Source organism: Pseudoflavonifractor sp. MSJ-30, assembly GCF_018918045.1.
Classification (GTDB): Bacteria; Bacillota; Clostridia; order Oscillospirales; family Oscillospiraceae; genus Faecousia.
This window is the reverse complement of sequence record NZ_JAHLPU010000018.1, coordinates 12,868-37,883: the sequence shown is the minus strand read 5'-3', so window position 1 is coordinate 37,883 and position 25,016 is coordinate 12,868. Positions and strand designations below refer to the sequence as shown.

Sequence of the window (25,016 nt, the reverse complement as noted above, 5' to 3'; positions counted from 1 at the left end):
GCGAAGATTCATATGGAACAGAATACGAAGGTTTCCAAAGCCGTTCTGAAGAGGCTTCCCGGTTATCTCGCCTATCTGAAGAGTCTGCCGGATACGGCCCCTGCCAATATTTCCGCCACAGCCCTGGCCAACGCCCTGGATATGGGCGAGGTGCAGGTGCGCAAGGATCTGGCCATCGTCTCTGACGGCGGACGCCCCAAGGTCGGCTACCAGCGGGAGGCACTGATTGATGATATTGAGCAGTTTTTGGGCTATGACAACACCACCGACGCCGTGCTGATCGGCGCGGGTAAGCTGGGACTTGCGCTGATGGCTTACTCCGGATTTGAAGCTTACGGCCTGAACATCCAGGCGGCTTTCGATGTGGCCCCCACCATGGAGAAAACCGAGGACGGACAGCCCATTTACCCCATCACCAAGCTGGAGCACTACTGCAGGCTCCATAAGGTGCTTATGGGCATCATCACCGTGCCCGCCTCCGCCGCCCAGGAGGTTGCCAATATGCTGATTGCCGGCGGCGTCAAGGCCATCTGGAACTTCGCCCCCACCCATCTGGATGTTCCGGCCAATATTCTGGTGCAAAACGAAAATATGGCCACCTCCCTGGCCGTCCTGTCCGTCCACCTGCGGGCAGCCATCAAGGAAGAGAAAAAGTAACGTTGAAAAGACCGCTGCAGTCCCGGAAACGTCCTCGGGACCGCAGCGGGTTTTCTTTAGCTGATTTTTCTCCACTTGAGGCACAGTGCGCGGATAAAACTGCCGTCATAGGATTCGTCTGCTTTTTTCAGGCTGGCGTCGGCCCAGAATACGCTTTCGTTTTCAATAATAAGCGAGGCATCCAAAATGTTTCTGAAGCAGGCCAGTGCTGGGAGCTTTATTTTAACCATCTGCACGCCTTCAAAGCACAGCTCCGCAGCGCCGGACCACTCGCAGTTCTTAAAAACCGCATAGGCTGTGGCTGACTGGCCGTCCTCGCAATAGCGGACTGTCTCAAGAATGCTGTCATGAAATCCGGAAAACTGTTTCATAAAGGCATCGCCGTCCGCCTGCGTGAGAATGTAGTTCCACTGGGCTGCATCCGGAAATGCCTTTTCGGGTATTTCGCAAGTTTCAAAGGGGACGCATTTATTGGCAAAGATGTCGGCAAGAAATTCACTGTTTTCAAGGACTTCGGAGTAGCCTTTCAGATCCTGAATATCCGCAAATTCATATCCGTTAGTTTTACAAAAATGCTTGTATTTCAGCATCTGCGCACCGTGGTAAGCCAGAAAACCGCTGCATTCCGACTGGATCACATCAACAAAGGCTCTCGGAGACTGGGACTGATCATCCAGATAATCCACCAATTCAAAGCAATGCGTATGAGGATTCAGAACGATATATTGCTGCTCCAGGCCACTTCCGAGAACGGCATAGACCATAGATCTGTAGTATGCATTTCTTTTCTGCTCAAAAACTCTGACAAACATCTGCTCTTCCGCCTCCTGTTCAAAGGATCTGTTTCTAATACAACATAGATATCAAGTATGGCATGGTAAGAGAATCCCTCACAGCATTCTTTGAGGTGCTGTGAGGGATCCATTTTACTTTGCGGGCTTGAAGCTGTCCTTCAGGCTGACGGAGCGGTTGAAGACCAGGTGGTCCGGAGCAGAATCCTTGCTGTCGGGGCAGAAGTAGCCCAGACGCATGAACTGATAGGATTCGGGGGCCTTGGCGCTTCTCAGAGAGGCCTCTGCCTTGCAGCCGGTCAGCACCTCCAGAGAATGGGGGTTCAGGCAGGCCAGGAAGTCCTTTCCGGCGGCATCGGGATCGGGATCGTCAAAGAGATTGCTGTACTGGCGGACCTCGCAGTCCACGCAGGTTTCAGCATCCACCCAGTGGATAGTCGCGCCCTTGATCTTCCGGCCGTCGGCGGGGTCGCCGCCCTTGCTGTCGGGATCGTAGGTTGCCAGAACCTCGGTGACCTTGCCGTTTTCATCCGTGACGCAGCCGGTGCACTTGATGACATAGGCACCCTTCAGGCGGCACTCGGGGCCATCGGGATACAGACGCTTGTACTTGGGAATAGGCTGGGCCAGGAAGTCATCCCGCTCGATCCAGAGGCTGCGGGAGAAGGTGATCTCCCGGGTGCCTGCCCCGGCGTCGTTGGGGTTATTCTCCACCTGGAAGGTTTCGCTCTGGCCCTCGGGGTAGTTGGTGATGGTCAGCTTTACGGGATCCAGCACGGTCATGACCCGCTTGGCGGTCTCGTTCAGGTCCTCCCGCAGGCAGTGCTCCAGGAAGGCATACTCAATGGTGTTGGGGGACTTGGCCACGCCAACCCGGTCACAGAAGTTGCGGATGGAGGCGGGGGTGTAGCCACGGCGGCGCAGGCCGCAGAGGGTAGGCATCCGGGGATCGTCCCAGCCGGAGACATAGCCGTTCTCCACCAGAGCACGGAGCTTCCGCTTGGATAGCACCGTATGGTCGATGCCCAGCCGGGCGAACTCGATCTGCCTGGGATGGTTGGGCACGGACACATGCTCCACGACCCAGTTGTACAGGGGACGGTGGTTCTCAAATTCCAGAGAGCACAGGGAGTGGGTAATGCCCTCCAGCGCGTCCTGAATGGGGTGGGCGAAGTCGTACATGGGGTAGATGCACCACTTGTCGCCCTGACGGTGGTGGTGCATATGGCGGATGCGGTAAATGACCGGGTCACGCATGTTGAAGTTGCCGGAGGCCAGGTCGATCTTGGCCCGGAGGGTGTACTTGTTGTCCTCAAACTCACCGGCCCGCATCCGGGCAAACAGATCCAGGCTCTCCTCAATGGGACGGTCCCGGTAGGGGGAGACGGCGGGGGTATTCAGGTCGCCCCGGTACTCCTTGAACTGCTCGGGGGTCAGCTCACAGACATAGGCCAGGCCCTTCTTGATGAGCTCCACGGCGTACTCGTAGTCCTTTTCGAAGTAATCGGAGCCATAAAAGAACCGGTCGCCCCAGTCAAAGCCCAGCCAGTGGATATCGTCCTGAATGGCCTGAACGAACTCCACATCCTCTTTGGTGGGATTGGTGTCATCCATACGCAGGTTGCACAGACCGCCGAACTTCTCGGCAGTGCCGAAGTCAATAATCAGGGCCTTGCAGTGTCCGATGTGCAGATAGCCGTTGGGCTCCGGCGGGAAACGGGTATGCACGGTCTTCCCGGCAAACTGGCCGCCGGGAGCAATATCCTCCTCAATAAAGGCATGAATGAAATTCTTGCTTTCCGTAATCTCTGCCATATTGAAAACTTCCTCTCTAAAGCTATATAATGGGGTATTATAACCGATTTATGTACCGATTGCAACAATAGATTTTGAAAATACGGCCGTCCTTAAGAACATCTTTTGGAAAAAATAAAGAATTCACAAAATAGTGGTTGTCAATTTGCCCTTTGTACGTTAAAATAGAGTCGATACCGTGCGGGGGTGTGCCCCGGTGCGGACGCAAGAGAAGGAGTGATCGGATTTGTCTCAAATCAAATACAAGCGTATCCTGCTGAAGCTCAGCGGTGAGGCTCTGGCGGGCGAACAGCACCGGGGCCTGGACTATAGTGTGATTCATCCCGTGTGCGAAGCCATCAGGCAGTGCCATGAAAATGGCGTGCAGATTGGCCTGGTCATCGGCGGCGGCAATTTCTGGCGGGGCGTGAAGGACGGCGCGGATAAGATGCAGCGCTCCCACGGCGATGCTATGGGCATGCTGGCCACCGTTATGAACTGCATCGCCATGGCCGACGCACTGGAGCAGCACGGGGTGCCTGCCCGGGTGCTGTCTGCTGTGGAAATGAATAAGTTTGCTGAGTATTTCACCCGGGATACCGCTGACCGCTACCTGAACGAGGGAAAAGTGGTCCTCTTCGCCGCCGGAACGGGCAATCCCTATTTCTCTACCGATACCGGCGCCGTGCTCCGGGGCGTGGAGATTGAGGCGGACGCCATCCTCATGGCAAAGAACGTGGATGGCATTTACTCCGCCGACCCCAACACAGATCCCACTGCCGTCAAGTTTGACGAGCTGACCTATGACGAGGTTCTGGCCCGCCATCTGAAGGCTACGGATACCACCGCAATGACCCTGGCCATGGACAACCATATGACCCTGGTTTGCTTTGCCCTGGCTGACCCCAGCAACATTCTCCGCGTTGTATGCGGAGAGAAGATCGGAACCATCGTTAAGGAGGACTAAACAATGAGCGTAGATTTCACCGAATTTTCCAGAAAAATGGAACGTACCCTGGTACATCTGGGGGAGGACTTTGATGCCGTCCGCGCAGGCCGCGCCAATGCCAAGGTTCTCGACCGCATTACCATTGAGTATTACGGCAGCGAGACCCCGCTGAACGGCGTTGCCACCATTTCTTCTCCCGATGCCCGTACCCTGGTTATCTCTCCCTGGGATACCAAGCTCCTGAAGGAGATTCAGAAGGCAATCCAGATGTCCGACCTGGGCATCAACCCTCAGAATGACGGCAAGGTGATCCGTCTGCTCTTCCCCCAGCTGACGGAAGAGCGCCGGAAAGACCTCTCCAAGCAGGTCAAGAAGTATGCTGAAGACGCTAAGGTAGCCATGCGGAACATCCGCCGGGACGGCATGGATTACGTCAAGAAGCTGAAAAAGAACAGCGAGATCACCGAGGATGACCAGAAAAAGGCAGAGAAGGACCTGCAGGATATGCTGGATAAGTATATTAAGAAGGTAGACGCTGCTCTGGCCGCCAAGGACAAGGAACTGATGTCCATTTGATCAGACGCCTGGCCGTCTGAAGCTCCGCGTTCGCAGAGGCGATGCCCTCATCGGCCCGAAAGCTGACGGACAGGAGACCAAAAATCCGACATATGCCGCTGCGGGGCGATGAGGGCATCGCCCCCGGCGGTGACTTTTGCTGATGACAACGGATTTTCCGTGTCATCATTTCTTGAGCCGTCCGTTCGGACGGCAAAAATACTGGAAATCGAGGGAACGCACATGGCGCTTGAAAACGAGAATCTCCCGGCACCGCCCAGGCATATTGCCATCATTATGGACGGCAACGGACGCTGGGCGAAAAAACGCGGCCTGCCCCGAACTGCCGGACACAGTGCCGGAGCGGAGGCTTTTCGGCGGATTGCCAACTACTGCCGCAGTCTGGGTGTGGAATACCTGACGGTATATGCCTTTTCTACGGAAAACTGGAAGCGTTCCCAGGAGGAAGTGGGCGGCATTATGCTGCTGCTTCGGAAATATCTGGAGGAAGCCCTGCTGGACATGGAGAAAAACCGGGTCCGGTTCCGCTTCTTCGGGGACCTGAGCCGGTTGTCTCCCCAGCTGCAGAAGCTGTGCCACGACGCGGAGAACCGGTCGGTCAGCTATGACGTGCAGGTGAATTTCTGCCTGAATTACGGCGGACGGGACGAAATCGTCCGGGCTGCCCGGGCCTTTGCCCAGGAGGTGGCGGAGGGAAAACGCCGCCCCGAGGATTTAACGGAAGGCCTTTTTTCCAATTACCTGTATTCTGCCGGAGTACCGGACCCGGAGTTAATCATCCGGCCCTCCGGGGAAATGCGTACCAGCAATTTCCTGCTCTGGCAGTCCGCTTACGCCGAATACGTCTTCATGGATGTGCTGTGGCCTGACTTCGGGCCGGAGGACCTGGATAAGGCCATTGCGGAATATCACCGGCGCAGCCGCCGGTTTGGAGGCGTGTGACAAATGAAAACGAGAATTATCACAGCGGCAATCGCCATTCCGGTGCTGCTGATTATCCTTCTGGTCGCCCCGGAGATCGTGGCGGCCCTGATATTCGGGGCACTGCTGGCGGTGGGTGCCTATGAATTTCTGTACCGTACCGGCCTGGTTCGCCGGGTGCGCATGGTCATCTACAGTGCCGTCATGGCCTTCGCCATGGCCATCTGGAGCTATTACGGCGGCCTGCAGGCTTATCTGATGATCGGCTCCATAGTGTTCTTTATGCTGCTGTTTTCCGAGGTCATGATGGATCATGTAAAGGTGAGTGTGGATTCCATCGGCCTTTGTACATTGGGCGGTTACCTGATCCCTCTGCTGCTGAGCGCGTTGATCCGCATTCAGGTAGGGGCGAATGGCCGCTATTTTGTCCTGATTCCCTTTACCATTGCATTTCTTTCCGATGCCGGCGCCTATTTTATCGGTATGAAGTTTGGCCACCACAAGCTGGCTCCTGTGGTCAGTCCCAACAAGACCATTGAAGGTGTTCTGGGCGGTGTGGGCTTTGCGCTGGTCGGTATGATCGTTTATGCTGTGATTCTGGGGCCTGTGCTGAAATTCCGGGTAAACTATGGTGCGGCAGTACTCTATGCTCTGCTGGGCGCCGGTGTGGATGTGATGGGTGACCTTTGCTTCTCCGTAGTCAAGCGGCAGACCGGCATCAAAGATTACGGCAATCTGCTCCCCGGCCACGGCGGTTTCCTGGATCGGTTTGATTCCCTTGTTCTGGTCGCTCCCCTTGTTGAAGCGCTGCTTCTGATTCTACCTTTGGCGGTGTAAGCATATGATCAAGTGTGTCTGTATTTTGGGCTCCACCGGCTCCATCGGACGGCAGAGCCTGGACGTAGTCCGGATGTATCCCCAGATCCGCGTAGGGGCATTGACGGCAGGCTCCAGCATAGCGCGGCTTGCGGAGCAGTGCCGGGAGTTCCGGCCGGAGTTGGCCGTAGTGGCCACGAAAGAAGGCGCGGACGAACTGAAGCAGGCTATCCGTGACCTTCCGACCAGGGTTCTCTGGGGGGAGGAGGGACTTCTTGCCGCCGCGACATTGGAGGAGGCAGACTGCGTTATTACGGCTGTAGTCGGTATGCTGGGGTTGAAACCTACTTTGGCGGCCATCCGTGCCGGAAAGCGCATCGGCCTTGCCAACAAGGAGACACTGGTCTGCGCCGGTGAACTTGTCATGGCCCAGGCAAAGCAGTGGGGAGCGGAAATTGTCCCTGTAGATTCCGAGCACTCTGCCATTTTCCAGTGCCTCATGGGCTGCGGCGACAGAAGGGAAGTGCGCAGACTGCTGCTGACCTGCTCCGGCGGCCCCTTTTTCGGCATGGACCGGGAGGCGCTCAGCACCGTGACAAAGGCGGATGCTTTGAAACATCCGAATTGGAAAATGGGGCCCAAAATCACAATAGACTGCGCTACCCTTATGAATAAAGGCCTGGAGGTCATCGAGGCCATGCGGCTGTATGACCTGCCGTTGGAGCAGGTGGATGTGCTGATTCACCGGCAGAGCATTGTTCATAGTCTGGTGGAGTTCAATGACGGCGCCATCATGGCCCAGTTGGGTACGCCGGACATGCGTCTGCCCATTCAGCTTGCCATGACCTATCCGGAGCGTCTGCCCAGCCCTGTGGACCGGCTGGACCTGACCCAGTGCGCGGCGCTGACCTTTGTCAAGCCAGATTTGGAGGCTTTCCCGTGCCTGGCTCTGGCCCGGGACTGTGCCAGACGGGGGGGAAACCTCTGCGCTGCCATGAACGGGGCAAATGAAGAGGCCGTCGCCATGTTCCTCCGGGACGAAATCGGCTTCTATGACATCTACCGGCTGGTCCAAAAGGCGGTGGAAGAGACGCCCTTCCTGCGCGCGCCTGCGCTTGAGGAAATTCTGGAAACGGATCGTCTTGCCAGACTTTCCGTAAAAAACAACATTTGAGGCATTCTATGAGTTATCTTTTCGCAATCCTTCTGTTCAGTTTTCTGATTTTCATCCATGAGCTGGGGCACTTTATCGCCGCTAAGGTCTTTGGTGTCCAGGTCAACGAGTTTTCCCTGTTTATGGGACCCGCCATCTTCAAAAAACAGATCGGCCAGACCCTCTATTCCATCCGCTGCATCCCCATCGGCGGCTTCTGCGCCATGGAAGGGGAGGACGAGTCCAGCGATAATCCCCACGCCTTTCCCAATGCGGCCTGGTGGAAGCGAATCATCATTCTCGCCGCGGGCGCGGCTATGAATTTCCTGACCGGCGTTGTTTTGCTTGTCTGCTTCTTCGCTCCGGATAAGCAGTTCATCCTGCCCACCATCAGCGAGGTTGACCCCAGATGCAGCTTTGCTGAGAGCATCCAGCCGGGGGACCGGATCGTTTCCCTGGACGGAGAGAAAATCTACGTCTACAGCGACTTTTCTCTGATCCTGTCCCTGAATCCCGGGGATGTTCACGACCTTGTTCTGGAACGGAACGGGGAGAAGGTTGTGCTGAATGACCTGAATATGGCAAAGCAGGATTTCGAGAATGAAGACGGCACCACATCCCGGCGATTCGGCTTCAGCTTTACGCTGGTAGACGCGAACTTTGGGGAAACCATGAAATATACCTGGGCAAGTACCCGGGATACCGTACGCATGGTACGTCTGTCCCTGCAAATGCTCTTTACGGGCAAGGCAAGTGTGGAGGATGTGTCCGGCCCTGTGGGCATCGTAACCCAGATGGCCCAGGTAGCGGACAATTCCGGCTCCCGGTATTACGCCTTCCTGAATCTGCTGTATTTCGGCGGCTTTATCGCCATCAATCTGGCGGTCATGAACCTGCTTCCGATTCCGGCTCTGGACGGCGGACGGCTGGTAGGTGTTCTGCTGACCGCTGCCATTGAAGCTGTGACCCGGAAGAAGCTGAATCCGAAAATTGAAGGCTATGTCCACGGTGTGGGCATGATCCTTCTGCTGATCCTTATGGGCCTTATTATGTTCAAGGACATTATTTTTGCGATAAAGGGGTAAAGAGAAATGACCAGACAGATAATGGTGGGCAATGTCCCCATCGGCGGCGGCGCCGACGTGGTCATTCAGTCCATGCTCAATACCAGGACCACCGATGTAGAGGGGTCTCTGGCGCAAATTCGCGCTCTGGCCGCGGCCGGGTGTCAAATTGCCCGGCTGGCTGTGCCGAATATGGAGGCTACCCGGGGTTTTGCGGAAATATGTAAGGAAAGCGTCCTTCCTCTTGTGGCGGATATCCACTTTGATTACAGATTGGCCATTGCCGCGGCGGAGGGCGGGGCCAGCAAAATCCGTATCAACCCCGGCAATATCGGCGGGGAAGACCGGGTAAAGGCCGTGGTAGACGTGTGCAGGGACAGGCACATTCCCATCCGCATCGGCGTCAACGGCGGCAGCCTTGAAAAAGAGCTGCTGGAAAAGTTCGGCCATCCCACGGCGGAAGCTCTGGTGGAAAGTGCTTTTGGCCACCTGGAGCTGCTGGAAAAAAATGGATTCTACGACACCTGTGTGTCCATGAAGTCCTCCCATGTGCCCACTATGGTGGCCGCTGCCCGGCTGTTCCGCAGCAAGTGTGACTACCCCCTGCATATCGGCGTCACGGAGACCGGCCCTGTGCGGCAGGGCCTGATTAAATCCGCCATGGGTATTGGCGCGCTGCTTCTGGACGGCATCGGTGATACTCTGCGGGTGAGCCTGACGGATGACCCCGTAGAGGAGGTCTATGCCGCCAAGGACATTCTGAAGGCCGCCGGGCTGCGAAAAGACGGCGTGGACATCATTTCCTGCCCCACCTGCGGCAGAACCCGCATTGACCTGATCGGCCTGGTCAATCAGGTGGACGCCGCTCTGAAGGACTGCAAAAAGCCCATTACGGTGGCCGTTATGGGCTGCGTTGTCAACGGACCCGGCGAAGCCCGGGAGGCCGACATCGGCATTGCAGGCGGCGACGGCTGCGGCATGATTTTTGAAAAGGGCCGGCAGGTGGCAAAGCTCCCCTATGACGAGCTGCTGCCGGAGCTGCTGCGCCGCATTGAACTGCTATGAAAGAAACAGTCTACTTACTGAATATGTTCCCGGACTATGAGCCGCCTGAGGAGATCCGCGAGGCCCTTTCTCAGGCGGCCCTTGTGGCCGTGGATATTCGGCCGGAAAACCGCAGTGTAGAGGTGGCCGCCCATACGGAGCACTATGTGCCCCGGCGGCTGACCCGGCAGGCAGAGCGGGATATTCTGTCCCTGTACGGTCTGCGGGCTCTGGAGATCACCCTGACCCACCCGGCAGAGGAACTGCCCAAAATGGAGCCGGAGGAGCTGCGGGATCTGTTCGTAGATCTGGACCCCATGACCCGGGGCTCTCTGGCCGGGGCAAAATGGGACTGGGAAGGGAACCATCTGACGGTATCCCTGGTCGCCAACGGCAAAGCCGGGGTGGAGGCCCAGATTCCCGGCGTTATTAAAGCCCTGCGGGAGCGGTTCGCCGCGGACGTTACCGTCTCGGTAAACGCCAGCCATGACCTGACCGGCGAGGAACTGACCAAGGCCATGGAAAAGCTCCGGGAAGAGGCCCTCAGCGCGGCCCCTGTGAAGCAGGCCAGGCAGGAAAAGGAGGAGCGAAAGCCCCAGGACAGCGAGACCTTCTACGGCAAGCCCTTCCGCGGCACCGCCGTTCCCATGAAGGACCTGAATCTGGATATGGGCACCATCATTGTAGAGGGTAAGGTCTTTGCCATCGAGCACAAGGAACTGACCAAGCGGAACGCATGGGTGGTGAAGTTCGATATGACGGACAACACCAATTCCATCCGTGTCACCCGTTTTCTGGAGGCCAAGGAGGCCAAACCCATTCTGGACAATGTGCAGATGGGCAGCGTTCTGCGGGTCCAGGGCAAGCTCATTGAGGACCGGTTTGAAAACGATATGGTACTGAAGCCCTATGCCATGGTGCCAGGCTCCATGCCCAAACGGAAAGATACGGCCCCCTCCGGAAAGCGTGTGGAACTGCATCTGCATACCACCATGAGCAATATGGACGCCCTGACCGATACCGCCGCCGCCGTCAAACAGGCCGCTGCCTGGGGCCACAAAGCCATTGCCATTACGGACCACGGCGTGGCCCAATCCTTCCCGGACGCCATGAAGGCCGCCGCAAAGGCGAAGGTTGCCGGTACGGACGAGAATATCAAGATTCTCTACGGCGTGGAGGGGTACTATGTCAACGACGTAGACGACCGCATTGTCGTCCATGGACAGCAGGACATCCGCTTTGATGAAGAATACGTGGCTTTCGACCTGGAAACCACGGGCCTCAGCTCCGCCAATGACCGGATCATCGAAATCGGCGCGGTCGTCATGAAAAACGGGGAAGAGCTGGACCGGTTCCAGACCTTTGTAGATCCCCAGCGTCCTCTGGAAAAAAAGATTGTGGAGCTCACCGGAATTACGGACGAAATGCTCCGGGGCGCACCCGGAATTGAAGAGGTGCTGCCAAAGTTTCTGGAATTCATCGGCGGACGGGTGCTGGTAGCCCACAATTCCGACTTCGATACGGGCTTTATCCGCGCCGAGTGCGGCCGTCAGGGGCTGCCCTATGCATATACAGCGGCCGATACCCTGATTTTGTCCCAGAATATGCTGCCCCAGCTGAACAAATTCAAACTGGATATTGTCTCCAACGCCCTGAGTCTGCCGGACTTCAACCACCACCGGGCGGCAGACGATGCCGTTACCTGCGGTCTCATTATGCATCGGCTCATGGGGAAGATGGAAGAGGAGCTGGATATCCATACCCTGCAGGAGATCAACCCCCGCATGACCTCCCTCCGCGCCAAGGGCCGTATTACGGACCGGCACGCCCGGCATATCATCATTCTGGCGAAAAACCAGGTGGGTCTGCGGAACCTCTATCACCTGATATCGGATTCCAATCTCAAATACTTCAAGCGAGTGCCCCGAATTCCCAAATCTGAGCTGCTGGAACTGCGGGAGGGCCTGATCATCGGCTCCGCCTGCGAGGCTGGCGAGCTGTTCCAGGCAATTCTGGACGGCAAGAGTGAGGACGAACTGAAGCGTATCGCCTCTTTCTATGACTATCTGGAGATTCAGCCTCTGGCAAACAATATGTTTATGCTTGCCAAGGGCATCGCCAGGGATGTAGAACAGCTGCGGGAGTATAACCGGACCGTGGTCCGGCTGGGCGAGGCTCTGGGCAAAATGGTGGTCGCCACAGGCGACGTGCACTTCCTGAACCCGGAGGACGAGATATTCCGGCATATCCTGCTTGCCACCAAGGGCTTTGACGACGCGGATAAGCCCAATCCTCTTTATTTCCGTACCACCGACAATATGCTGGAGGAATTCAGCTATCTGGGCGAGGAGAAGGCCTATGAGGTGGTGGTCACAAACCCCAATCTCATTGCCGATATGTGCGAGAGCCTGCGGCCTGTGCCCCACAATCTGTTCGCGCCCAAAATTGAGAACTCCGTGGAGGACCTGAAGGCGCTGGTTTACGGCAAGCTCCACAGGCTCTACGGTGAAAATCCCCCGGAACTGATTACCAAGCGCGTAGAGACGGAGCTGCATGACATCATTTCCTGCCACTACGATGTGATCTATATGTCCGCCCAGAAGCTGGTGCAGAACTCTCTGGAGCATGGCTATCTGGTGGGCTCCCGTGGTTCCGTCGGATCTTCTATCGTGGCCTATATGTCCGGTATTACGGAGGTCAATTCCTTTCCGCCTCACTACCGCTGCCCAAATCCCGAATGCAAGTACACCACCTTTGATGTGCCCAAGGGCTACGGCTGCGGCGCGGACCTGCCGGACGCCATCTGCCCCAAGTGCGGCACGAAGTTCGACAAGGATGGCTTCAACATCCCCTTCGAGACCTTCCTGGGCTTCGGCGGCGACAAGGTCCCCGATATTGACCTGAACTTCTCCGGTGAGTACCAGTCCAAGGCCCACGCCTATTGCGTGGAGATGTTCGGAAAGTCCCATGTGTTCCGGGCCGGCACCATCGGCACGGTGGCGGAAAAGACCGCCTTCGGCTATGTGAAAAAGTACCTGGCCGAACGGGGAAAAACCGCCAATCGGGCGGAGGAAGCACGGCTGGCCGCTGGCTGCGTCGGTGTCCGCCGGACCACGGGCCAGCACCCCGGCGGTCTGGTTGTCATCCCCCAGGAGAATGAGATCTGGGATTTCTGCCCGGTGCAGCATCCCGCCGATGACCCCAACGCCGACCAGATCACCACCCATTTTGAATACCACTCCATGGAAGAAAACCTGCTGAAGCTGGACATGCTGGGTCACGACGACCCCACCATGATCCGCATGATGGAGGATTTGACCGGCGTGGACGCGAAAACCATCCCTCTGGATGACAAACGAACGATGTCCATTTTTACCTCATCCAAGGAGCTGGGCTATGAAAATGACAAGCTCTTGGGCCCCACAGGCGCTGTGGCAATCCCGGAATTCAATACCAAGTTTACCCGGGGCATGCTTATGGACACCATGCCGGAGCGATTTGACACACTGCTGCGGCTTTCCGGCTTCTCCCACGGTACGGACGTATGGCTGGGCAACGCCAAGGATCTAATCACATCCAAGACCGCCACGGTCGACCAGGCCATCGGCTGCCGTGACGACATCATGCTGTACCTGATCTCCTGCGGTATGCCGGAAAAGCGATCCTTCAAGATCATGGAGGCCGTCCGAAAGGGCAGAGGCCTGCCCGACGGTGCGGAGCAGGAGATGATCGACGCCGGTGTGCCAGACTGGTATATCGGCTCCTGCAAGAAGATCAAGTACCTGTTCCCCAAGGCCCACGCCGTAGCCTACGTCATGATGGCCTTCCGGATTGCCTGGTTCAAGGTTTATCATCCTCTGGCATTCTATGCCGCCTATTTCTACCGCCGCAGTCAGAAGGGCGGATTTGACGCGGTGCTTATGACCCAGGGTATGGAGGCCATCAAAGCCAACATCGAAGCCATCGAGACCAACGAAAACGCCACGGACAAGGACGAGGATCTGCTGACCACCATGGAGGTCGTCTACGAGTATTACCTCCGGGGCTTTGATTTCCTGCCCATCGACATTTACAAAAGTCATGCCACGAAATTCCTGGTCATTGACGGCAAAATCCTGCCGCCCTTTGTGTCCATCTCCGGCCTGGGCGAAAACGCGGCCTGGGACCTGATGCGGGGCAGGGAAGGGAAGACCTTCCTGTCCATCGAGGAAGTGGCGGCAGCCTGCCCCAAGGTTTCCAAGACCCACATCCAAATGCTGAAGGACGCCGGGGCTTTTGGCTCCCTTCCGGATACCAGCCAGATCAGTTTGTTCTAGTCCTTGCAAAAAGCGAAGCTATATGCTATAATCTTTGTACAATTTACACAAAGGAGAATCTGCTATGCAGAAAACGGAAAAGCAGTATCATATTCACTGCGCCGAGGGCGATGTGGGCCGCTATGTGTTCCTTCCCGGGGACCCGGGCCGGTGTGAGGCGATCGCCGCGTATTTTGACAATCCTGTCCACATTGGCATGAACCGGGAGTATAATGTCTATACCGGCACCATTCTGGGCGAAAAGGTCTCCGTCTGCTCTACAGGTATCGGCGGTCCCTCTGCCGCCATCGCCATGGAAGAGCTTGCCAACATTGGCGCGGACACATTCCTCCGCGTGGGTACCTGCGGCGGTATCGATTTGGAGGTCTGCCCCGGAGATATCGTGGTCGCCAGCGGTGCTGTACGCTATGAGCATACCTCTCTGGAGTACGCCCCCATTGAGTACCCAAGCGTGGCGGATTTCGATGTGACTCTGGCTCTGCGGGAAGCGAGCCGGGAGTTGGGCTTCCGCACCCATGTAGGGGTTGTCCAGTGCAAGGATTCCTTCTATGGTCAGCACAGCCCGGAGAAAAGCCCGGTTTCCTACGATCTTCTGCAAAAGTGGGAGAGCTGGAAACGACTTGGCGTAAAGGCCAGCGAAATGGAGTCCGCAGCCCTGTTTGTGGTAGCCGCCGCCAGAGGTGTGCGCTGCGGCAGCTGCTTCCACGTTGTATGGAATCAGGAACGGGAAAAGGCCGGTATGTTCATGCCCATGACCGAGGACACCAGCGGGGCAATCCGCGTGGGCATTGAGGCGGTCAAAAAGTTGATTCTCGCAGACAGGAAATAAAAACGGGCCGACACCTTTTATGGGTGTCGGCCCAATTGCAATGCAGATTACGCCTGATACAGATAGGCTACAAATCCCAGAGTCATGTAATCCAGGCAGACGGTCTTGTCCGGCGTGGAACCCATGGTGACCCGGTGACAGTGGACCTTCCAGACATCGGAACCGTTCAGCTTGTCCCTGCGGATGTCGAACACATGGTTCCAGCTGCGGCCCTCCATATACTGCTCATCCTTCACAAACCGGATCAGCTCCAGCCGCCGGAAATGGGAGGTGGGAAACGCGTTTTCCACGCAGGCCTCAAACAGCGCCTCCGCGTCCCGCACGCTGCCCAGCTCAAAGGTATTGCGAATCATTGCACCGTAGTCTTCCATGGTAAGCCCTCCTTATAGCTTTTGATAGGTTTTCTCCAGGAATCGTTCACTGTTTACCAGAACTCTGGTGTGGGTCGCTTTGCCGATCTCTCCGGCCTCATCAAAGGCGGTGATGGCAAAGCTGATTTTTTTGCCCTCCACGGCGGTAACTTCCGCCTCGGCCCGGACCTCCAGGCCCACGGGGGTGGCGCTGGTATGCTCCAGATTCAGCGCCGTGCCTACGCTGGTCTGGTTCTGGGGCAAAGCTTCTTCAATGGCCGCGCAGGCTGCGCCTTCCATCAATGCCGCCATGCAGGGGGTTGCGTAGACCAGCAGACTGCCGGAACCGACAGCTTGGGCCGTGTCCTCTTTTTCGACGAGGGTGGTGGCTTCGCCCTTCATTCCAACTGTAATTTCCATGGGTAACACCTTCCATTTCCGGTTTCTTTTTTACCAATATATCGCAAATTCTGGGAAATGTCAATGGAATGGCCTTGTAATCCAAGTGGATTTTTCGTATAATCGTCTCAAAAAGCCGAAAGGAGAGTGCTTTCTTGCAAAATGCGTCAACTTCTGCCAAAGCTGTGGCTCTTGGCGGTGTTCTGGCGGCGCTGGCGGTATGCGTCATGTGCCTGGGAAGCCTGATTCCCGTCAATACCTATGTCAGCCCCATGTTCTGCGCCCTGCTTTTACAGGTGGTCCTGAACGCCTGCGGCAGGCGGATCGCCTGGGCCTGGTTCTTCACTGTGGCGATCCTGTCGCTGCTGCTCTGCCCGGATCGGGAGGCGGCGGGGGTACTGCTGGCATTGGGCTATTACCCCATTCTGAAGCGGTTCCTGGACACAAAAAAGCTGCGGCCGCTCTGGAAAGGGCTGTATTTCAACCTGACTGTTTTTGTGCTCTACTGGGCGCTTCTGTTTGTCTTTGGCCTTCCGGCGCTGAATGAGGAATTTCAGGAACTTGGCACGGTGATGCTTATTGTATTGCTGATTCTGGGCAATGTGACCTTTTTCCTGCTGGATAAGGTGCTGGATAAACCCTTTTTCCGAAAGCTGGGCAGATATGGAAAGCGCTGAGTGGGAACTGTATATCCTGCGCTGCGGTGACGGAACGCTCTACACCGGCATCGCCCGGGACGCGGAAAAGCGCCTTGCCATGCACCGCGGCGGCAAAGGCGCGAAATACACCCGGGGCCGCGGGCCGCTGGAAATGGTCTACCGGGAGAAATGCGCCGACCACAGCGAAGCCCTCCGCCGGGAATACGCCATGAAACAGCTGACCAGAGAAGAAAAGGAGCGGCTGATTTTGGAATACAAACCGTAGGGCCGATGCGGGTATTGGCCCTACGGGAAAAACGTGCGATTCCTGCTGTGCAAAATTGATTCCTCACAAAAATAAGTAAATCAGCATTGTCACCAGTGCTGTGTTCGGCGTATCCCGGCAGTTTTCGGACATGAGGAGCAGAAGAAGGATGACAATCAGATCCTCTGTGTCCAGTCCCTTGGGCAGCAGATTGTTAAAAAAGCCGGGAATGCTCTCCGGATGTTCCGGCGGTCTGGGCGGACTTGACGGCCCGGGCGGCGGAGCAGGAGGCAAAGGGGCAGGGGATTTGGCAGCCTCCGGCAATACCTGCCGCCGAAAGCTGCCGTCTTCCGTTGGAATATAGCGGTTATACATAGGCCTACACCCCTGTTAATTTTTTCAGCGCTCCGGACTCCATAAGGCCGGTCGCCTGCTGGGCCAGCTTTGCTGCCCGCATGGCACGCTCCAGCTTGGCGGTTTTCTCACGGCTGACATAGGGGGATAGAGCCTTCAGAAGCGCGCGCTGATCCTTATCAATCTCCGTTCCACGGGCGAATCCCGTAAAAGCCTTGACCATTTCCAGGTCTCCCGCACTGACGCCGGAGGGCGTGGAAGGCGGCGAAGCTCCCTTTTGGGGTACTTCCGCCTGCTTTGGCGGCTCCTCCGGCTGGCCAAGGCTCCGGGCCAGAGACTGGATCTTCGCCATCATCTCCGGGTCGGAAAGGATAGCCCCCAGCTGATCCTCCATACCGCTCATGGATTTTTCCGCAGCTGCCCCAGCAGTTCCGCTGCCTCCGGTGTGGATAGAAATGCCTCAATGCTTTTCCGGGCGGCATCCATATTCCCTTGGGCCGCCTGATCCATAGCCTGGCGCAGGCCATGGGCATTGGACTGCCGCAAAAGCGCCTTTAATTGCCGCCCCGCGGGGGTATCCGCGAAAAGCCGAGCCTGTTCCAGCTTTTCCGGTGAAATATCCGATTGATTCATAGCGTTGCCTCCTTTTACAATTCTCTATCATTCTATGCGCGGCAGCGCAGCAGCTTGCCTGGAAAAGAAAAAATATGAAACAGTAGCATTCTTTCCCTATGTATGGTATAATACACGGATGAAAAACTAGGGAAGAACAACGCTTCCTGTAAGGATGGACTACATGCGTTTACTGATCTTATCCGATTCCCACCACTATTTGCGTTTCATGGAGCAGTACGTTGAAAAATATCGGCCGGACTGTGTGATCCACCTGGGGGATTACTACCCGGATGGCCAGGAGCTGCGGTCTCTTTGCCCGGGGATTCCTTTCTATCAGGTGCCCGGCAACTGCGATGAATATTCCTGCGATCCTTTTCTGCCGCGTGTTATGAGTCCGGTCATCGGCGGCGTCCGATTCTTCCTGACCCACGGGCACCAGCACCATGTGAAAAGCACACCCTATTCTCTTCTGGAGGACGCCCGGCGCAATAAGGCTCAGGTGGTGCTCTATGGGCACACCCATATTCAGGATCTGCACCGGGAGGAAGATGGGCTTCTCGTTATGAATCCCGGCGCGGCCGGGATTGCGGGAGAAGCGGGGCTGCTGGAAATCGAAAACGGTATCGTCACTGTCAGCCGCCTTTTGCGCGGACGCGATCTGGAGGAAACGCAATGATTTTAGCCGTGCATATCGGAAACACCAATATTACCATCGGTGCCGTTAAGGGTACGGAGATCATCTTTCAGGCAAGGCTCCGGACGGACGTCACCAAGACCTCAGATGAATACGCCATTGATCTGAAAATGCTGCTGGCGATCCACAGCGTGGCTGCATCGGAGATTGAGGGGGCTATCATTGCCTCCGTTGTTCCCCAGGTGCTGAACCAGATGAAAACAGGCCTGAAAAAGCTCTTTGGAAAGCCCATTCTGGTGGTGGGCCCCGGAATCAAAACAGGTCTGAATATCCGCATAGACAACCCCGCACAGACAGGCTCCGATCTGGTAGTGGGCTGCGTGGCGGCGCTGAAGCTGCGAACGCCGCCCTTGATCGTTGTGGGTATGGGTACGGCCACCACGCTCATGGTTCTGGACAAGAACGGCGCCATGATTGGAGGCAGCATCAGCCCCGGTGTGCGCATTTCCATGGAAGCACTGACCGAGCGGGCGGCTTTGCTGCCGGGTCTGCAGCTGGACCAGCCCAAACGTGCCATCGGGCGGAACACCATAGAGTGTATGCGCAGCGGCATCCTGAACGGTGCTGCCGCCATGCTGGACGGCATGATTGCGCGGATGGAGGAAGAGCTGGGGGAGAAGGCCACAGTGGTGGTCACGGGCCGGATTGGGCAGTACGTGGTGCCCCTGTGCAGGACTCCAATGCTCTATGACCGGGATCTCATCATCAAGGGCCTGGCTGCCCTTTACACGGAAAATACCAGGCAGAAAAGCGAATCAGGAGGAACTCAATGAAAAAGAACGCACAGGCTGCCCCGGCGCCTTCAGCTGCCTTGAGCGGCTATAACAAGTTCAAGCATGTGGTAGGTGTCATCATTACCTGGATCTACCGGCTGCGTAAAATTATTCTGGCCGCGCCGGTTGTGTATTTCGCTCTGCGGCTGGCGGCCTACAATATGGTCAATCTCCCCATGTCCGTTGGCCTGTGGCTTCAGTCCAGCGGTGAATTCTCCATGCACATTGCCCGGCAGCTGGCGGTGGTCGGACCTCTGGCCCTGACCGGCGGGTGTCTTGTGATGATGTTCCTGTCGAGAAAGGCGCTGTATGCCTGGGCAATCAGCGTGTTCACTCTGGCGGTGCCCATTTTACTGGTCATCAGCAACAACTATCCGGCATAATTTCTTTTCCAAACGTTCAAGGATTCTTCACCTTTCTCCACTGCGGCTATGGTATACTGTAGCTACAGAAGACGGGAGACGGTGAAGGCAGCCGATGCCGCGGAAGTATTCGCGGATAAGCCGACGGCGCGTCTTGTGACACACCGGCCCCGGAGGACGAAAATGAATACCGGCGGCAGCGATTCGCTTGGATCGCTGCCGCCTTCTTCATGCCTTGACCGGCAGATTGGTTGCCATAGGAAATTGCAAAGCCAGATGCTTCCAGGTATGGCGGTCCAGTTTTCCGGTCATAGGCAGGCCGGAGAGGCGCTGGAAAGCTGCCAGGGAATCCCGGGTCGGTTCATCCAGAATTCCTGTAATGGCGGGCGCGTCCACGCAGTGAAAGCTTTCCGAAAGAACCATCAGGATGACCTGAGCAAGGTATACAGCGGCATTCTTCTCCCCAAGTGAAATACTCTGCCCCGGATTCAGCAGAACCGCCAGCACTTGGGGCGGCACAATCTCCACCAGAGCCAGAGCATATTCCTCGGCAATATAATTCCATGTTTCCATATCCGTTACCCCGGTCACCGGCAAACGGCTGCGGCGCTGGAAGACACGCACTGCCTCCATGGTATCCGGCCCATAGATTCCATCCGGAATCAGCATTTTATACTCGTCATTGTTCTCCGCCAGTACCCGCAGCATGGTCTGCAGGGCCCGGATGGGCTGGCCCAGAAAGCTATCCTTAGGTTTCATCGCACGACCTCCTGTCTTGCAGCGTCCTGATTGTTCATGGACAGATCATAGCCCGGGAATTGGGTCATGGCGGACGTTCTTGAATATCGGTTTCTGGGCAGTGTCTGATTGATAACGGCGCTGGTATAGGGGAACCTCTCCAAATCCCGGAGGCTGGCGTTTTCAATGCCTGCGAACTGGTCGTATATCTCATCCCAGGTGACGAGATCCACCGTGCCGGTCTGAGGCAGCCTGAAAAAGCCCTGAGCCGCCAGCACCGCGCTGCGGGTTGCGCTGCCGTAAACGCCGTCCACTGTGACGCTGGGAATCTGGGAAATATAGGCAGAGAGGACACGAATCATGTATTGGAGATGCTCTACCCGGATGCCGCGGTCGCCCGGGCTGATAGGCTGACCCTGATTCCAGGCGATGGTATAGAACTTCTGTCCCTGGCTGCGCAGTTCTGAGAGAGAAGTGACGGCGGTATAGAGCCGCACCAGAGCGTACCAGGTGGCGGGGCCGACTACGCCGTCCGGGTTCAGGTCGAAAATCCGCTGGAAGGCCATCAGGGCGTTCTCCGTCTGGGCCCCGAAGATGCCATCGACTGCGGCAACCTTCGGAATTGCGGGGTAATTCTGGGAAATGCGGTTCAGCTCCGTCTGCACGATGACCACATTCGGCCCTACGCTGCCCCGGCGCAGAGGGGTACCCGGGTAGGAAGACACATAGTCCCGCACCGGGGCATTGGATACGATTTCTACGTCCCCGTAATAGCTGCGCAATATTTGCGTAGAGTTATAGCCCTGCTGAGCAAGCCCCTGGCTGCCCCATTGGCTCAGGCCTTCACAGGTGACGGTGGTGCCGTTGCAGAATTTCGCGGCCAGAGGCTCCACAAAACCCGGGCGGCGCAGATAGCTGTTGAACAGCTCATCTACCAGCCTGGAGACGTTGGAAAAGAAGCTCCGGCCCCGGACGAAGAACTGGTCATAGGCCGTGGAGCTGGTGATGTCAAAATCATAGCCCCGGCTGCGGTAAAATTCCGTATAGACCCGGTTCAGGGCAAAGGAGACGATTGCCAGGATATTTGCCCGTAGAGCGCCTTCCTCCCAGGTCGGATATATCTCGCTGCAGGCCACGTTTTTGACGTAATCCACAAAGCTGACCGTTACGTTCTCGGCATTGGCGCTCGGCGCCCCCAGGTGGACTGTGATCCGCTGAGGTACATAGGGGATAACAGTGGGCATGGCTCCTCCTTACAGATTCTGAGGCGGCGTATTGAACAGCATGCTTTCGTCAAAGGCATCCGGCAGCTCCGACAGGGGAATCATTTCCAGATCCTGCACCGTGGTGATACCCGGAAAGACCTGGACGTTTCTGGCACTGATCTGTTCAAAGTCTGTTTTGTAGGCGTAGAGCATCACATCCGTAAAGGGACGCGTGCCATTATCCTCCGGACTTTCACTCTCCGCCCGGTCCGGTGTGGGAATGGGGATAGGCTCTGTCAGTCCGCTGCGGTTGGTCAGGCGCATGGCAATGGCCGTGCCGTCCTGTGCCGTGACCACCACAGCCACGTCCTCCAAAGGAATCTGGGCGTAGCTCATATAGGCTCTGGCGGTTATGTAGCCGTTTGAAGACATGGGTTTCCCTCCTTGAAAGGTTTCTCGTACAGTATATGCGGAAGGGGCAAAAAGGGTGCAAAAACCTTCCACCGGGGGCTGTCATCAACTTAAGCGCGGCGTCAGCTTCGGTGCGTCGGAGGCGATGCCCACATCGCCCCGCCGGTGCGGCAATAGGGTGGTGCGTTTGATTTTACCGACGCAAAGCCCTTTGAACTTGGGCCGATGCGGGCATCGGCCCCACAGTGAACCCCTTAAGCTGAAGACATTGCCCCTGGGAGAAGGCTTTTTACAGAAAGGGCCGCATCTGGCGGATGTTGTTGGTCTGGGTGTCGATGAGCTTCTGGGTGAGGGTGTCTACCCGGTTGTCTTTGCCTTCGCAGTGATGCTGGCCCCGCAGGCATTTGACCAGGCCCCTGGTATTGCCCTGAATCATCATTTCGGAAATCTTTGACGTTGCGTCCGCTCCGGTGAGCCGCATCCTTACGGTCATGTTTGAGAGGAAGCGAACGGCGCTATCCAGTTCCTGCAGCTCCCAGCCGCGCTGGGAGGCGATGGCGTGGGCTTCCGTCTCGATGCCGTCGTATTCCTTCAGCTGCTGCGTCAGCGCCCGACGCAGCTCCGGTTCCAGCGTAGTGTCCAGCACGCTGCGGATACCCGTCTGGCCCATTTGTGTAGTTTTCAGAATCGAGGAAAGTAACTCCTGGCTGGTTTTCATATGCGTCACCTCCCGGGTAGTATTTGCGCCCGGAAGAAAAACATGCATCCTTTGAAAGGAATCGGCATAGGATAGACCCGGGAGCGTGATCTTATGTGTGCCATATCCGGCTGTATCGGACTGCCGATGGAGGAAGCAACAATAGAAGCCATGCTGCAAACCATGGCCCGCCGTGGGCCGGACGGCCGGGGCTGCTACAAAACCGGAGCCTGCACTCTGTTGCATACCCGTCTGGCCATTATCGACCCTCAGGGCGGCGTCCAGCCTATGAAATGCGGCTGGGCAGGAGAGAATTACGCCATTACCTATAACGGAGAGCTGTACAACACGGCGGAAACGCGAAATGCTCTGGAAAAATTGGGGCACTGTTTTGAGACACACTCCGATACGGAGGTGGTCCTGCACAGCTATGCCCAGTGGGGGGAAAGCTGTCTCCAAAAGCTAAACGGCATCTTTGCCTTTGGCATCTGGGAAGAAAAGCGGCAAAGACTGTTCCTGGCCAGGGACCGCATCGGCGTAAAGCCCCTTTTCTATCAGATCCTCGGAAACGAACTGCTGTTTGCTTCAGAACTTAAAACCATTCTGGCCCATCCCCGAAGCAGCGCGGTGCTGGACAGGGAAGGTGCCGCTGAAATCTTACTGCTGGGCCCAGGGCGGAGGCCCGGCAGCGGCGTATTTGCGGGCGTCCGGGAATTGGAACCGGGACATTATGCCTATTATACAGACGGAAAGCTGGAGGTGACCCGCTATTGGTTCCTCCGGGACCGGGAGCATCGGGAGAATTTTCAGCAGACCGCGGAACATACCCGCAGTCTGGTGCTGGATTCCATCCGGCGGCAGATGGTCTCCGATGTGCCCATTGGGTGTTTTCTCTCCGGAGGGCTGGATTCCAGCCTGATCAGCGCCGTCTGCGCGGGCATTCTGGAGCAAAAGGGGGAGAGGCTGTCCACCTTCTCTGTGGGCTATCCCGGCAACCAGCGTTATTTCCAGGCCGGAAAGTTCCAGCCCACCGCCGACAGCGACTACATTGACCTCATGGCGGACTTCCTGCATTCAGACCAGCATTTAACGGAGCTGCCGCCGGAGATATTGGCAGGCAGCCTGGAGGAGGCCACCATCGCCCGGGATCTGCCGGGGATGGCGGACGTGGATTTTTCTCTGCTGGCCTTCTGCAAGGAGATCCGAAAGCATGTGAAGGTCGCCCTGTCCGGGGAATGCGCCGATGAAATCTTCGGAGGGTACCCATGGTACCGCGACCCGGAGGTCCGGGCGCGGGAAGGGTTCCCCTGGGCACAGAACACCTCGGATCGCTGTGCCCTGCTGCACCCGGACCTTGCGAAATGGCTGGACGGCCGGGAGTATGTCATGGAAGCCTACCGGCAGACCTGCCGGGAAAGCGACATTCTCCCGGGGCAGAGTCCCCGGGAAATTCGGATGAAGGAAATGGTGAATCTGAATTTCCGCTGGTTCATGCAGACGCTTTTGGACCGAAAGGACCGCATGAGCATGTACAGCGGCCTGGAAGTCCGGGTGCCTTTCTGCGACTATCGGATCGCGGAATACCTCTACGGCGTTCCATGGGAATATAAGGACTACCGGAGTGAGGAAAAGGGCCTGCTGCGGTATGCCTGCGGCGATCTGCTGCCGAAGGCGGTGGCCCACCGGAAGAAGAGTCCTTATCCCAAAACCTTTGACCCGGGATATGAAGCGCTGCTTACGGAAAAAATGAACAGTCTACTGAAAAAGGATGCTCCGCTGTTTGCTCTGGTGGACCGTGCTGCCCTGCGAACCTTTTTGGAGCGCGACACGCAATGGCCCTGGTACGGTCAGCTGATGGGGAGACCCCAGAAAAAAGCCTATTTCCTGCAAATTAATTTCTGGCTTGAACACTATGGGATAAATTTTCAATTTTAGAGATAGAAAAAGCTGCTGTTTTCTACGACAGCAGCTTTTTTGTGAATATTGCGAAAGAAATTCGGTAAAAATTCGTGAAAAACGCCATTTGCTTTTTACATTAAAAAAATGATATCATATCACTATAGATAAATTTTGTCAAGAGGAGGTTTTTCCAATGTTTCAGGTGGACGAACTGGTCGTCTACGGTGTCCATGGCGTGTGCCGGGTGAAGGAAATGCAGGAACAGGTGGTCAATAAGGTGAGGCAGCAGTATCTTGTGCTGGAATCCACCGGGAAGAGCGGCAGCCAATTCATGGTTCCAATCCAGAACACCGCCGCCATGTCCCGGCTTACGGCACTGATTTCCAAAGAAGAGTGGGAAAACCTGCTGGCCTCCCCGGCAGTGCATACCAGCAACTGGATCGCGGATGAAAATAAGCGAAAGCAGTCCTATCGGGAGCTGGCCGGTTCCGGCTGCCGGGAAACGCTATTGCAGACGATTTATTCCATCTATGCCCACCGCACAGCGCAAAAGGCCCTTGGCAAACGGCTGCATATGTGTGACGAAAACTTCCTGCATGACGCTGAGAAGATGCTATCCAGCGAAATTGAGGCCGTCCTGGGTCTGTCGGCTCCGGAGGCCCTCGATTATCTGCGGACAAGCCTGAGCGCGTAAAAATGCAAGCAG

The 25,016-nt window shown here is 56.6% G+C and carries 28 protein-coding genes; 17 read left to right on the top strand and 11 right to left on the bottom strand.

What is annotated here, in order from left to right; genetic code table 11:
• Positions 1-12: 12 nt before the first annotated feature.
• Positions 13-657 (top strand): redox-sensing transcriptional repressor Rex, encoded by a 645-nt coding sequence (locus KQI10_RS02455; protein ID WP_216565820.1) that lies wholly within the window; start codon positions 13-15, stop codon positions 655-657.
• Positions 658-713: 56 nt separating this feature from the next.
• Here the strand turns inward: KQI10_RS02455 and KQI10_RS02450 are convergent, their stop codons facing one another.
• Together KQI10_RS02450 and KQI10_RS02445 are read right to left on the bottom strand one after the other, a co-directional pair.
• Entirely contained in the window at positions 714-1,469 is a 756-nt protein-coding gene (locus KQI10_RS02450; RefSeq protein WP_216565819.1) for a hypothetical protein, read from the bottom strand.
• Positions 1,470-1,583: 114 nt separating this feature from the next.
• A complete protein-coding gene (locus KQI10_RS02445; RefSeq protein WP_216565818.1) occupies positions 1,584-3,263 on the bottom strand; it encodes a glutamine--tRNA ligase/YqeY domain fusion protein in 1,680 nt (559 codons plus the stop codon).
• Positions 3,264-3,489: 226 nt separating this feature from the next.
• On the opposite strand from KQI10_RS02445, the gene pyrH reads away from it, so the two are divergent.
• The 9 genes from pyrH (at position 3,490) to udp (ending at position 14,910) form a co-directional block, all read left to right on the top strand.
• A complete protein-coding gene (gene pyrH / locus KQI10_RS02440) occupies positions 3,490-4,209 on the top strand; it encodes a UMP kinase (RefSeq protein ID WP_216565817.1) in 720 nt (239 codons plus the stop codon).
• A 3-nt stretch (positions 4,210-4,212) separates the two neighbouring features.
• Complete coding sequence (frr, locus tag KQI10_RS02435; RefSeq protein WP_216565816.1) at positions 4,213-4,767, top strand: ribosome recycling factor; 555 nt, start codon at positions 4,213-4,215, stop codon at positions 4,765-4,767.
• A 222-nt stretch (positions 4,768-4,989) separates the two neighbouring features.
• On the top strand, positions 4,990-5,709 hold the full coding sequence (uppS, locus tag KQI10_RS02430; RefSeq protein WP_216565815.1) for a polyprenyl diphosphate synthase: 720 nt from the start codon (positions 4,990-4,992) through the stop codon (positions 5,707-5,709).
• A 3-nt stretch (positions 5,710-5,712) separates the two neighbouring features.
• A complete protein-coding gene (locus KQI10_RS02425) occupies positions 5,713-6,525 on the top strand; it encodes a phosphatidate cytidylyltransferase (RefSeq protein ID WP_216565814.1) in 813 nt (270 codons plus the stop codon).
• A 4-nt stretch (positions 6,526-6,529) separates the two neighbouring features.
• The gene (locus tag KQI10_RS02420; RefSeq protein ID WP_216565813.1) at positions 6,530-7,678 is read left to right on the top strand and encodes a 1-deoxy-D-xylulose-5-phosphate reductoisomerase; all 1,149 of its coding nucleotides are present in this window, start codon (positions 6,530-6,532) and stop codon (positions 7,676-7,678) included.
• A gap of 8 nt (positions 7,679-7,686) precedes the next feature.
• Positions 7,687-8,742 carry an RIP metalloprotease gene (locus KQI10_RS02415; RefSeq protein WP_216565812.1) on the top strand — a complete coding sequence of 352 codons (1,056 nt, stop codon included), beginning with the start codon at positions 7,687-7,689 and terminating at the stop codon, positions 8,740-8,742.
• Positions 8,743-8,748: 6 nt separating this feature from the next.
• Positions 8,749-9,786 (top strand): flavodoxin-dependent (E)-4-hydroxy-3-methylbut-2-enyl-diphosphate synthase, encoded by a 1,038-nt coding sequence (gene ispG, locus KQI10_RS02410; protein ID WP_216565811.1) that lies wholly within the window; start codon positions 8,749-8,751, stop codon positions 9,784-9,786.
• Positions 9,783-14,081 (top strand): PolC-type DNA polymerase III, encoded by a 4,299-nt coding sequence (locus KQI10_RS02405; protein WP_253285073.1) that lies wholly within the window; start codon positions 9,783-9,785, stop codon positions 14,079-14,081. Before ispG ends, KQI10_RS02405 begins: the two co-directional genes overlap by 4 nt.
• 64 nt (positions 14,082-14,145) lie before the next feature.
• Positions 14,146-14,910, top strand: coding sequence for a uridine phosphorylase (udp, locus tag KQI10_RS02400; RefSeq protein WP_216565810.1), 765 nt, complete (start codon positions 14,146-14,148; stop codon positions 14,908-14,910).
• A 47-nt stretch (positions 14,911-14,957) separates the two neighbouring features.
• On the opposite strand, the gene KQI10_RS02395 is transcribed toward udp, so the two are convergent.
• Both KQI10_RS02395 and KQI10_RS02390 read right to left on the bottom strand, forming a co-directional pair.
• Positions 14,958-15,281 carry a hypothetical protein gene (locus KQI10_RS02395; protein ID WP_216565809.1) on the bottom strand — a complete coding sequence of 108 codons (324 nt, stop codon included), beginning with the start codon at positions 15,279-15,281 and terminating at the stop codon, positions 14,958-14,960.
• Positions 15,282-15,293: 12 nt separating this feature from the next.
• The gene (locus KQI10_RS02390; RefSeq protein WP_216565808.1) at positions 15,294-15,680 is read right to left on the bottom strand and encodes a thioesterase family protein; all 387 of its coding nucleotides are present in this window, start codon (positions 15,678-15,680) and stop codon (positions 15,294-15,296) included.
• Between the two features lie 134 nt (positions 15,681-15,814).
• Here KQI10_RS02390 and KQI10_RS02385 point away from each other — a divergent pair, with 134 nt between their 5' ends.
• Both KQI10_RS02385 and KQI10_RS02380 read left to right on the top strand, forming a co-directional pair.
• On the top strand, positions 15,815-16,336 hold the full coding sequence (locus KQI10_RS02385) for a hypothetical protein (RefSeq protein WP_216565807.1): 522 nt from the start codon (positions 15,815-15,817) through the stop codon (positions 16,334-16,336).
• Positions 16,323-16,583, top strand: a complete 261-nt coding sequence (locus tag KQI10_RS02380) for a GIY-YIG nuclease family protein (RefSeq protein ID WP_216565806.1) — start codon at positions 16,323-16,325, stop codon at positions 16,581-16,583. Before KQI10_RS02385 ends, KQI10_RS02380 begins: the two co-directional genes overlap by 14 nt.
• A 63-nt stretch (positions 16,584-16,646) precedes the next feature.
• On the opposite strand, the gene KQI10_RS02375 is transcribed toward KQI10_RS02380, so the two are convergent.
• From KQI10_RS02375 to KQI10_RS02365, 3 genes are read right to left on the bottom strand one after another with little or no spacing between them, the layout of a single operon-like run.
• Entirely contained in the window at positions 16,647-16,937 is a 291-nt protein-coding gene (locus tag KQI10_RS02375; protein WP_216565805.1) for a hypothetical protein, read from the bottom strand.
• Between the two features lie 4 nt (positions 16,938-16,941).
• Positions 16,942-17,319 carry a hypothetical protein gene (locus tag KQI10_RS02370; protein ID WP_216565804.1) on the bottom strand — a complete coding sequence of 126 codons (378 nt, stop codon included), beginning with the start codon at positions 17,317-17,319 and terminating at the stop codon, positions 16,942-16,944.
• On the bottom strand, positions 17,316-17,549 hold the full coding sequence (locus tag KQI10_RS02365) for a hypothetical protein (protein ID WP_216565803.1): 234 nt from the start codon (positions 17,547-17,549) through the stop codon (positions 17,316-17,318). Before KQI10_RS02365 ends, KQI10_RS02370 begins: the two co-directional genes overlap by 4 nt.
• Positions 17,550-17,712: 163 nt before the next feature.
• Here KQI10_RS02365 and KQI10_RS02360 point away from each other — a divergent pair, with 163 nt between their 5' ends.
• From KQI10_RS02360 to KQI10_RS02350, 3 genes are read left to right on the top strand one after another with little or no spacing between them, the layout of a single operon-like run.
• On the top strand, positions 17,713-18,207 hold the full coding sequence (locus tag KQI10_RS02360) for a metallophosphoesterase (RefSeq protein WP_216565802.1): 495 nt from the start codon (positions 17,713-17,715) through the stop codon (positions 18,205-18,207).
• Complete coding sequence (locus KQI10_RS02355; RefSeq protein WP_216565801.1) at positions 18,204-18,998, top strand: type III pantothenate kinase; 795 nt, start codon at positions 18,204-18,206, stop codon at positions 18,996-18,998. Before KQI10_RS02360 ends, KQI10_RS02355 begins: the two co-directional genes overlap by 4 nt.
• Positions 18,995-19,381, top strand: coding sequence for a hypothetical protein (locus KQI10_RS02350; RefSeq protein ID WP_216565800.1), 387 nt, complete (start codon positions 18,995-18,997; stop codon positions 19,379-19,381). Before KQI10_RS02355 ends, KQI10_RS02350 begins: the two co-directional genes overlap by 4 nt.
• Positions 19,382-19,588: 207 nt before the next feature.
• Here the strand turns inward: KQI10_RS02350 and KQI10_RS02345 are convergent, their stop codons facing one another.
• The 4 genes from KQI10_RS02345 to KQI10_RS02330 all read right to left on the bottom strand — a co-directional run bounded on the left by KQI10_RS02345 (position 19,589) and on the right by KQI10_RS02330 (position 22,432).
• Positions 19,589-20,119, bottom strand: a complete 531-nt coding sequence (locus KQI10_RS02345) for a peptidoglycan-binding protein (RefSeq protein WP_216565799.1) — start codon at positions 20,117-20,119, stop codon at positions 19,589-19,591.
• Positions 20,116-21,342 carry a peptidoglycan-binding protein gene (locus KQI10_RS02340; RefSeq protein WP_216565798.1) on the bottom strand — a complete coding sequence of 409 codons (1,227 nt, stop codon included), beginning with the start codon at positions 21,340-21,342 and terminating at the stop codon, positions 20,116-20,118. The genes KQI10_RS02345 and KQI10_RS02340 overlap by 4 nt, the downstream gene beginning before the upstream one ends.
• A 9-nt stretch (positions 21,343-21,351) precedes the next feature.
• The gene (locus tag KQI10_RS02335) at positions 21,352-21,735 is read right to left on the bottom strand and encodes a hypothetical protein (protein ID WP_216565797.1); all 384 of its coding nucleotides are present in this window, start codon (positions 21,733-21,735) and stop codon (positions 21,352-21,354) included.
• A 268-nt stretch (positions 21,736-22,003) separates the two neighbouring features.
• Positions 22,004-22,432, bottom strand: coding sequence for a hypothetical protein (locus KQI10_RS02330; RefSeq protein WP_216565796.1), 429 nt, complete (start codon positions 22,430-22,432; stop codon positions 22,004-22,006).
• 93 nt (positions 22,433-22,525) lie between these two features.
• Here KQI10_RS02330 and asnB point away from each other — a divergent pair, with 93 nt between their 5' ends.
• Positions 22,526-24,346: an asparagine synthase (glutamine-hydrolyzing) gene (asnB, locus tag KQI10_RS02325; RefSeq protein WP_216565795.1), complete on the top strand. Its 1,821-nt coding sequence runs from the start codon at positions 22,526-22,528 to the stop codon at positions 24,344-24,346.
• A gap of 157 nt (positions 24,347-24,503) precedes the next feature.
• A complete protein-coding gene (locus KQI10_RS02320; protein WP_216565794.1) occupies positions 24,504-25,004 on the top strand; it encodes a CarD family transcriptional regulator in 501 nt (166 codons plus the stop codon).
• The last annotated feature ends 12 nt before the right edge of the window (positions 25,005-25,016 follow it).

Bases quoted from the DNA above. Each gene is read 5' to 3' on its own strand.
- KQI10_RS02345 (WP_216565799.1), bottom strand. From the start codon at position 20,119: ATGAAACCTAAGGATAGCTTTCTGGGCCAGCCCATCCGGGCCCTGCAG.
- KQI10_RS02415 (WP_216565812.1), top strand. From the start codon at position 7,687: ATGAGTTATCTTTTCGCAATCCTTCTGTTCAGTTTTCTGATTTTCATC.
- KQI10_RS02330 (WP_216565796.1), bottom strand. From the start codon at position 22,432: ATGAAAACCAGCCAGGAGTTACTTTCCTCGATTCTGAAAACTACACAA.
- frr (WP_216565816.1), top strand. From the start codon at position 4,213: ATGAGCGTAGATTTCACCGAATTTTCCAGAAAAATGGAACGTACCCTG.
- KQI10_RS02405 (WP_253285073.1), top strand. From the start codon at position 9,783: ATGAAAGAAACAGTCTACTTACTGAATATGTTCCCGGACTATGAGCCG.
- KQI10_RS02420 (WP_216565813.1), top strand. From the start codon at position 6,530: ATGATCAAGTGTGTCTGTATTTTGGGCTCCACCGGCTCCATCGGACGG.
- ispG (WP_216565811.1), top strand. From the start codon at position 8,749: ATGACCAGACAGATAATGGTGGGCAATGTCCCCATCGGCGGCGGCGCC.
- uppS (WP_216565815.1), top strand. From the start codon at position 4,990: ATGGCGCTTGAAAACGAGAATCTCCCGGCACCGCCCAGGCATATTGCC.
- KQI10_RS02365 (WP_216565803.1), bottom strand. From the start codon at position 17,549: ATGAATCAATCGGATATTTCACCGGAAAAGCTGGAACAGGCTCGGCTT.
- KQI10_RS02350 (WP_216565800.1), top strand. From the start codon at position 18,995: ATGAAAAAGAACGCACAGGCTGCCCCGGCGCCTTCAGCTGCCTTGAGC.
- udp (WP_216565810.1), top strand. From the start codon at position 14,146: ATGCAGAAAACGGAAAAGCAGTATCATATTCACTGCGCCGAGGGCGAT.
- KQI10_RS02380 (WP_216565806.1), top strand. From the start codon at position 16,323: ATGGAAAGCGCTGAGTGGGAACTGTATATCCTGCGCTGCGGTGACGGA.
- KQI10_RS02455 (WP_216565820.1), top strand. From the start codon at position 13: ATGGAACAGAATACGAAGGTTTCCAAAGCCGTTCTGAAGAGGCTTCCC.
- KQI10_RS02375 (WP_216565805.1), bottom strand. From the start codon at position 16,937: ATGTATAACCGCTATATTCCAACGGAAGACGGCAGCTTTCGGCGGCAG.
- asnB (WP_216565795.1), top strand. From the start codon at position 22,526: ATGTGTGCCATATCCGGCTGTATCGGACTGCCGATGGAGGAAGCAACA.
- KQI10_RS02450 (WP_216565819.1), bottom strand. From the start codon at position 1,469: ATGTTTGTCAGAGTTTTTGAGCAGAAAAGAAATGCATACTACAGATCT.
- KQI10_RS02370 (WP_216565804.1), bottom strand. From the start codon at position 17,319: ATGAGCGGTATGGAGGATCAGCTGGGGGCTATCCTTTCCGACCCGGAG.
- KQI10_RS02360 (WP_216565802.1), top strand. From the start codon at position 17,713: ATGCGTTTACTGATCTTATCCGATTCCCACCACTATTTGCGTTTCATG.
- KQI10_RS02335 (WP_216565797.1), bottom strand. From the start codon at position 21,735: ATGTCTTCAAACGGCTACATAACCGCCAGAGCCTATATGAGCTACGCC.
- KQI10_RS02390 (WP_216565808.1), bottom strand. From the start codon at position 15,680: ATGGAAATTACAGTTGGAATGAAGGGCGAAGCCACCACCCTCGTCGAA.
- KQI10_RS02320 (WP_216565794.1), top strand. From the start codon at position 24,504: ATGTTTCAGGTGGACGAACTGGTCGTCTACGGTGTCCATGGCGTGTGC.
- KQI10_RS02340 (WP_216565798.1), bottom strand. From the start codon at position 21,342: ATGCCCACTGTTATCCCCTATGTACCTCAGCGGATCACAGTCCACCTG.
- KQI10_RS02445 (WP_216565818.1), bottom strand. From the start codon at position 3,263: ATGGCAGAGATTACGGAAAGCAAGAATTTCATTCATGCCTTTATTGAG.
- KQI10_RS02425 (WP_216565814.1), top strand. From the start codon at position 5,713: ATGAAAACGAGAATTATCACAGCGGCAATCGCCATTCCGGTGCTGCTG.
- KQI10_RS02355 (WP_216565801.1), top strand. From the start codon at position 18,204: ATGATTTTAGCCGTGCATATCGGAAACACCAATATTACCATCGGTGCC.
- KQI10_RS02395 (WP_216565809.1), bottom strand. From the start codon at position 15,281: ATGGAAGACTACGGTGCAATGATTCGCAATACCTTTGAGCTGGGCAGC.